The 7,213-nt window shown below is 63.8% G+C and carries 4 protein-coding genes; 3 read left to right on the top strand and 1 reads right to left on the bottom strand.

From position 1 onward, the window contains the following. Positions 1–17: 17 nt before the first annotated feature. Genes ACLPJJ_RS09045 through ACLPJJ_RS09035 form a run of 3 tightly spaced genes read left to right on the top strand, consistent with a single transcriptional unit; the run spans position 18 to position 5,450 of the window. Positions 18–752: an ImuA family protein gene (locus tag ACLPJJ_RS09045; protein ID WP_443590646.1), complete on the top strand. Its 735-nt coding sequence runs from the start codon at positions 18–20 to the stop codon at positions 750–752. Next, the gene (locus ACLPJJ_RS09040; RefSeq protein WP_443590645.1) at positions 667–2,193 is read left to right on the top strand and encodes a DUF6504 family protein; all 1,527 of its coding nucleotides are present in this window, start codon (positions 667–669) and stop codon (positions 2,191–2,193) included. The genes ACLPJJ_RS09045 and ACLPJJ_RS09040 overlap by 86 nt, the downstream gene beginning before the upstream one ends. Next, positions 2,190–5,450, top strand: a complete 3,261-nt coding sequence (locus ACLPJJ_RS09035) for an error-prone DNA polymerase (RefSeq protein ID WP_443590644.1) — start codon at positions 2,190–2,192, stop codon at positions 5,448–5,450. Before ACLPJJ_RS09040 ends, ACLPJJ_RS09035 begins: the two co-directional genes overlap by 4 nt. Positions 5,451–5,728: 278 nt before the next feature. On the opposite strand, the gene ACLPJJ_RS09030 is transcribed toward ACLPJJ_RS09035, so the two are convergent. After that, on the bottom strand, positions 5,729–7,213 hold a 1,485-nt coding region (locus ACLPJJ_RS09030), incomplete at its 5' end, for a PAS domain S-box protein (protein ID WP_443590643.1).

Genomic DNA, 7,213 nt, shown 5'->3' with positions numbered 1-7,213 from the left:
TGGGATCACCTCCCGCCATTGCCGTTTTGCGCGAAAAAATCCGGCGAATTGAAGCCGGTAACCGCCATGCGGCGGCGGTGCTGCCGTTCGATCTGCCGGCGATTGACGCGCGCCTGCCGGGCGGCGGTCTGGCGCTGGGGGCGCTGCACGAAGTGGCTGGTGGCGGCAATGGCGCGATTGACGGCGCCGCCGCCGCTTTGTTTGCCGCTGGCATTGCCGCGCGCAGCAAGGGGCCGGTGTTGTGGTGCGTGATCCGGCAGGATCTGTTCGCCCCGGCCCTCGCCCAGGCCGGTCTGGCGCCTGATCGTGTGGTTTACGCGGAGGCCGAGGACGAGAAGGCGGTGCTGGCCTGTTTTGAGGAAGGATTGCGCCATGGCGGGCTCGGCAGCGTCGTCGCCGAGATTGGCCGGTTGAGCATGACCAATTCGCGGCGGCTGCAACTGGCGGCGGAAAGCTCCGGAACGCTCGGTATCGTGCTGCGTCGCTGGCGGCGCCAGAGCGACGCGGCGGATTTCGGCCAGCCGACGGCGGCGGCGACACGCTGGCGGGTGACGGTGCTGCCGTCGGTGCCTTTGCCCGTGCCCGGTGTCGGGCGGCCGCGCTGGCTGGTGGAGTTGATTCGCTGCCGTGCTGGCGAAAGTGCGGATTTTGAAGTGGAGGCATGTGATGCCCAGGGTCGTCTCAGTGTTCCTGCCGGCCTGGCCAACCGACAGGCTTTTCCGGCAGCGGGGCGCGGCCGCGCCGCCGGTTGAGACGCCGTTGATCCTGAGCAGCCGCACCGGCAGGCGCCGAGTGGTATTCGCCGCGAATGAAGCCGCGCAAGCCGCCGGGCTGCGCATCGGCATGGCGGTGACCAAGGCACAGGCGCTGGTGAGCGGTCTCGTCATCAGGGATGCCGAGCTAGCCGCCGATGCCGAGGGGCTGGAGAAACTGGCGGTGTGGGCCCTCCAGCGTTATTCGCCGATCGTTGCCGCTGATCCGCCGGATGGACTGATTCTCGACGCCACAGGTGCGACGCATCTGCGTGGCGGCGAGGCGGCCATGCTCGCTGATCTCGTGGGCCGGTTGTCAGCCGCCGGTTTCAATGCCCGCGCCGCGATGGCCGATAGTTGGGGCGCGGCCCATGCGATCGCCCGGCATATCACCCGGCCGGCGGTTGTCGTGCCGGAGGGCCAAAGCAGCGGCGTACTGTTGCGCCTGCCGATCGCCGCCTTGCGCCTGCCGCCCGGCATGGTGGCCCATCTGCGGCGGCTTGGCTTTGAGCGGATCGGCGATCTGGCCGACAAGCCCAGAGCCCCGCTGGCCTTGCGGTTCGGCCCCGAGCTGCATCGGCGTCTGGACCAAGCGATGGGCCCGTTGCGTGAGCCCATTGAGCCGGTCCGGCCGCAGGAGCTGCTCGAAGTGCGGCGGCTGTTTGCCGAGCCCATTGGCGCGGCGGAAACGCTGGCGCGGTATACGGAAAAGCTGGTGGTGGCGCTGTGCGAGATGCTGGAAGCCAAGGGGCTTGGCGCGCGGCGGCTCGACCTGCTGTTCCACCGGGTCGATAGCCAGATGCAAGCCATCCGCGTCGGTACCGCGACGCCAGTGCGCAACGTCAAGCGTCTGACCCGGCTGCTTTGCGATAAAATCGAGACCATTGATCCCGGTTTCGGCGTCGAGATCATGAGCCTGTGCGCCGCGCTCGCGGAGCCGTTCGAGACCAAGCAGGTCAGGACCTCCTTGCTGTCGGAAGAGCCGGAGCCGGATATTTCTGGCCTGATCGACATCCTCGCCAATCGCGTGGGTGAGGCTCGGCTATATCGTTTCGCCCCGGTTGCCAGCGATGTACCGGAACGCTCCGTGCGCCGGGTGGCGCCAACCGCGCCCCGCACCGGTCAGGACTGGCCGGAGCGATGGCCGCGGCCGGCGCGGCTGTTGCCCGTACCAGAGCAGATCGAGACCGTGGCGCTGCTGCCGGATCATCCGCCGGTCAGCTTCAGCTGGCGTGGCATCCGCCGCCGGGTGAAACGCGCCGACGGGCCGGAGCGCGTCTTCGGCGAATGGTGGAAGCGCGCCGCCGAGCTGGCGACGGTGCGGGATTATTTCCGGGTCGAGGATGAGGCCGGCGAGCGATTTTGGATTTACCGTGCCGGTGATGGCGAGGATGCGGCAACTGGGTCGCACCGCTGGTTTCTGCATGGCATTTTCGGATGAGCGGAGAACCGCGATATGCCGAACTGCAATGCACCTCGCATTTCAGCTTTTTGCGCGGCGCCAGTTCCTGCGAAGAGCTCTTCGCCCAGGCCGCCTATCTCGGCATCAAGGAAATGGCGATCGTCGATCGCAACAGCCTGGCCGGCATCGTCCGCGCCCATGTCGCGGCCAAGGAGGCCGGGATCCGGCTCATCGTTGGCTGCCGGATCGACCTTAGCGATGGCATGGCGGTCCTGGTCTATCCAACAAATCGCCATGCCTATGCGCGGCTTTGTCGGCTGCTCTCGCTCGGCAAAAAGCGCGGTGGCAAGGCCCAGTGCAAGCTCGATTGGTCCGATCTGGTTGCCTACGGTGAGGGGCTGATCGCCATCCTGGCGCCCGATGCGGCGGATGACCTTTGCGCCCTACGCTTGCGGCGGTTGTCCAAGGCGTTCGGCAACCGCGCCTATATGGCGCTGACCTTGCGCCGCCGGCCGAACGATCAGCTGCGGCTCTTTGAACTGTCGAACATGGCGGCGCAGGCGCGCGTCCCCACCGTGGTCACCAATGATGTGCTGTTTCATGTGCCGGCCCGGCGCATCCTGCAGGATGTCGTCACCTGCATTCGCCATGGCTGCACCATCGACGATGCCGGTTTCCGACGTGAGCGCCATGCGGACAGATACCTCAAACCGCCTGCCGAAATGCACCGCCTATTCAGCCGCTATCCGGAAGCCCTGGCCCGCACGGTGGAGATCGCCAAGCGCTGCCGCTTTTCGCTGGACGAGCTGACCTATCAATATCCCGAGGAAATTCTGCTCCCCGGTCTTACGGCGCAGCAGGCATTGGCGAAGCTCACCTGGGAGGGGGCGAAAGACCGCTACCCGGATGGCGTGCCTGATGACGTGACCGCGATCCTCAAGCATGAGCTGAAGCTGATCGAGACGCTGGAATACGCGCCATATTTTCTGACGGTGAATTCGATCGTGCGCTTTGCCCGCAGCCAGGGAATTCTGTGCCAGGGCCGTGGTTCCGCCGCCAATAGCGCCATCTGCTATGTGCTTGGCATCACCTCCATCGACCCGGCGCGCAACGATCTGCTTTTCGAGCGGTTCGTTTCCGAGGAACGCCGAGAGCCGCCGGATATCGATGTCGATTTCGAGCATGAACGGCGCGAGACCGTCATCCAATGGGTGTTCGATACCTATGGCCGCGACCATGCCGCGCTGTGTGCCGTGGTCATCCGCTACCGCACACGCGGGGCGCTGCGTGATGTCGGCAAGGCGCTGGGTCTGCCGGAAGATTTGATCACCATGCTGAATTCGCAGGTTTCGGGCTGGTCGGAGGAAGGGATCGACCCGCAACAGGCCGCCGAGCTGAACCTGAACCTTGGCGACCGCCGGCTGAAACTGGCGATCGATCTGGCCCGCGGGCTGATCGGCACCCCGCGCCACCTCTCGCAGCATCCAGGCGGCTTCGTGCTGACCCGCGACCGTCTCGACGAACTGGTCCCCATCGAACCTGCCGCCATGGACAACCGGCAGGTCATCGAATGGGACAAGGACGACATCGACGCGCTGAAATTCATGAAAGTCGATTGCCTGGCGCTCGGCATGCTCTCCTGCATGAAGCGCGGCTTTGACCTCCTCGCCCAGCACAAGGGCGTCACGCTCGACCTAGCCACCATCCCCGCCGAAGATCCGCGCACCTATGCGATGATCCTCCGAGCTGACACGATCGGCACCTTCCAGATCGAGAGCCGGGCGCAGATGTCCATGCTGCCGCGCATGAAGCCGCAGACCTTCTACGATCTAGTGATCGAAGTGGCGATCGTGCGGCCAGGGCCGATCCAAGGCGATATGGTACATCCTTATCTGCGCCGCCGCGAGGGCAAGGAGAAGGTCGAGTACCCAACGCCGCAACTGGAAAAAGTCCTGGGCAAGACGCTCGGCGTGCCGCTGTTCCAGGAACAGGCAATGCGCGTCGCCATTGAATGCGCCGGTTTCACCCCCGGCGAGGCCGACCAGCTGCGCCGTGCCATGGCGACGTTCAAGCATACCGGTAGCGTCACCAACTTTCAGGAAAAGCTGATTAACGGCATGATCGCCAATGGCTATGAACGCGACTTCGCCGAGCGGATTTTCAAGCAGCTTGAGGGGTTCGGCAGCTACGGCTTTCCGGAAAGCCACGCCGCCTCCTTCGCCCTTATCGCTTACGCCTCGTCCTGGCTGAAATGCCATCACCCGGACGTGTTTTGCGCCGCCCTCCTCAACGCCCAGCCCATGGGCTTTTATGCCCCGGCGCAGATTGTACGCGATGCAAGCAATCATGGGGTCGAGGTCCGGCCGGTGTGCATCAACGCCTCGCGGTGGGACTGCACCTTGGAGCCGACGGATGATGACAGCCGGTTCGCCGTGCGGCTTGGCCTGCGCATGGTGAAGGGGTTGTCCAATGTTCATGCCGCCACGATGATCGGTGCCCGGGCGGATCAGGCTTTTGCCTCGGTGGATGATCTCTGGCGGCGCGCTTGTGTGCCCGTGGCGTCTCTTGTGCAGATCGCCGAGGCTGATGCTTTCCGGCCGTCGCTGAAGCTGGCCCGGCGCGAGGCGCTCTGGGCCATCAAGGCATTGCGGGATGAACCGTTGCCGCTATTCGCGGCAAGCCGTGCGGCAGGAGACATTCCAGAGCATCGCGAGCCGGCCATTGCCCTGCGGCCGATGACCGGGGGAGGAGAGGTGGTTGAGGACTATAGCCATCTTGGTCTGACACTGCGCGCGCATCCCGTCTCCTTCCTTCGTGCCGATTTACGCCGCCAGAAAATCGTCACCTGCGGCGAGGCGATGCGGGCATCTGATAACAAGTGGCTCGAAACGGCAGGGATCGTGCTGGTTCGGCAAAAGCCTGGCTCGGCCAAAGGCGTGATGTTCATCACCATCGAGGACGAGACCGGCATCGCCAATCTGGTTATCTGGCCATCGCTTTACGAAAAACAGCGGCGGGTTATTCTCGCCGCCGGCATTATGGTCGTCTATGGGCGTATCCAGCGCGAAGGCGATGTTGTGCATCTCGTCGCCCACCGGATAGTCGACCTGTCTCCTGAACTGGCAAGTATCGGGAAACGAGAGGGCGCGTTGTCAGGAACGCATGATAGAGACATCTCGGTAGAAATTGCCGGCGCCCTCCATGCACATGAAGCCGTGGGCCACAAGGGCAGAGACATTCACAGCTCAGATCTTCACGTTGACCCTATCAAGGTAAAGACGCGGGATTTCAGGTAGTCGACGCCTCACCCGGCAGTAAAGGGTTTAAACGGGACATTGGACACCCGCTCGCGACTGCCGCTTTGCGCCCATTATTGCCCTTCGCCTGACCCGGAGGTCTCCTCAGAAGCGGACACTCTCCTGAGCAACCTTTCTGGGCAGGCGGGTGTGGAAGGCGACAGGCGGCTTTCGGCCCAGGATCCGCTGAAACCTGGCATTCGGTTTATGGCCTATGTTCGCCCCTTCCGTAGGGGGCTGATCTATACCGGCTCGCGATGGTCTCAGCTCCCTAATCGCTATACGCTGTCCGGGCCGGCGGGCACGGTGAAGTGAAAGATGGCGCCGTGAGGCACGTTTTCGCTTACCCACAATCGGCCGCCATGCACTTCGATGATCGACCGGCAGATCGACAACCCCAGCCCCAACCCGCCGGGCTTCGTCGTGTAGAAGGGTTCGAACAGGCGTTCGAGAACCTCCGGCGCGATCCCCGGTCCAGAATCCTGCACCGCAACGAGTACACCGTTCGGCTCGTCTCTCGCGGTGCTGATCAGCAACTCCCGCCCCCCCTCGCTGACGCCGCTCATCGCCTGGACGGCATTGATGAGCAGATTGAGGATTACTTGTTGTAGTTGCACCCGGTCGCCTTCGATGAGCGGCAAGCCGTCCGCGAGGTGCGTCTGTACCGAGACGCTGTTCTTCACCGCTTCGCTACGGGTGAGTTCAATCACCTCGCGGATTGCCTCGTTGATGTCCAAGCAATCCTTCCGGGGCGGCGCCTTCTTGATGAGGGCGCGGATCTTGTCGATGACCTCGCCGGCCAGGCTGCCATTCTTGACGATGCGCTCAAGAGCCTGTCGCACCTCTTCCAGAGCCGGCGGCTCCGCGCCGAGCCAGTGCAGCGCGGCCTGGGCGCTCATGATCGTCGCGGCGATCGGCTGGCTGACTTCATGGGCGATCGAGGAGGTGAACTGGCCCATGGTGGCGACGCGGTTGGCGTGCGCCAGCTCCATCTGCACCTTGCGCACCGCCTCTTCAGCGAGCTTGCGCTCGCTGATATCCTCGCACACGATCAAGACGACGGGCTGCTTCTTGATCAACATGGCTCTGGCCGTCTCGCGGACCCAGAGCACCTCGCCATCCTTGCGGATCTTGCGCAGCTCCCAGCTCGATGCGTGGCCGAGTTGTTCAAGGCAGCTGGCCATATGCCTCCGGACGATCTCTCTATCCGCTTCGTGAAACAGGCTCTGCACGGGACGGCCGATCAATTCGTCGGCCGTGTAGCCGAGGTGCTCGGCCCCAAAGGGATTCACGGACATGATGGTGCCGGTCGGGTCCACCATAAAGTACATGGTCGGGTTGTTCTCGAAGACCGCCTTCCATTGCTCCTCGCTCTCCCGCAGCGCTTGGTCTGCCCGCTTACGCTCCGTCAGATCGAGCACGAATGCAACACCTTGCTTCCCGGTTTCGTCGAAGCTCGCTGCGCCGATCAGCACGGGTACGCGGCTGCCGTCCTTGCGAAAGTACTCTTTCTCGTATGGTTGCAGGATCCCCGTCGCCTTCAGCTCTGGCACCCACAGCTGTTCATCGCGCTCGAGCCATTCCGGCGGCGTCAGATCCTGCCAGCGCAGGCGGCCTGAGGTGAGATCCTCACGGTCGTAGCCCACCGTACGGAGAAAGGCATCATTGGCCTCGATGATCCGGCCTTCCAAAGCATAGATGAAGATCCCGATGATGTTGGCATCGACCAGGCGCCGGATCTTTGCCTCGCTGCGTTGCAATTC

The sequence above is a fragment of the Acidocella sp. genome (assembly GCF_052326845.1).
In the GTDB taxonomy this organism is placed as follows: Bacteria; Pseudomonadota; Alphaproteobacteria; order Acetobacterales; family Acetobacteraceae; genus Acidocella.
Note: the sequence above shows the minus strand (reverse complement) of the source record. Positions and strands in the feature narration are given on the sequence as shown.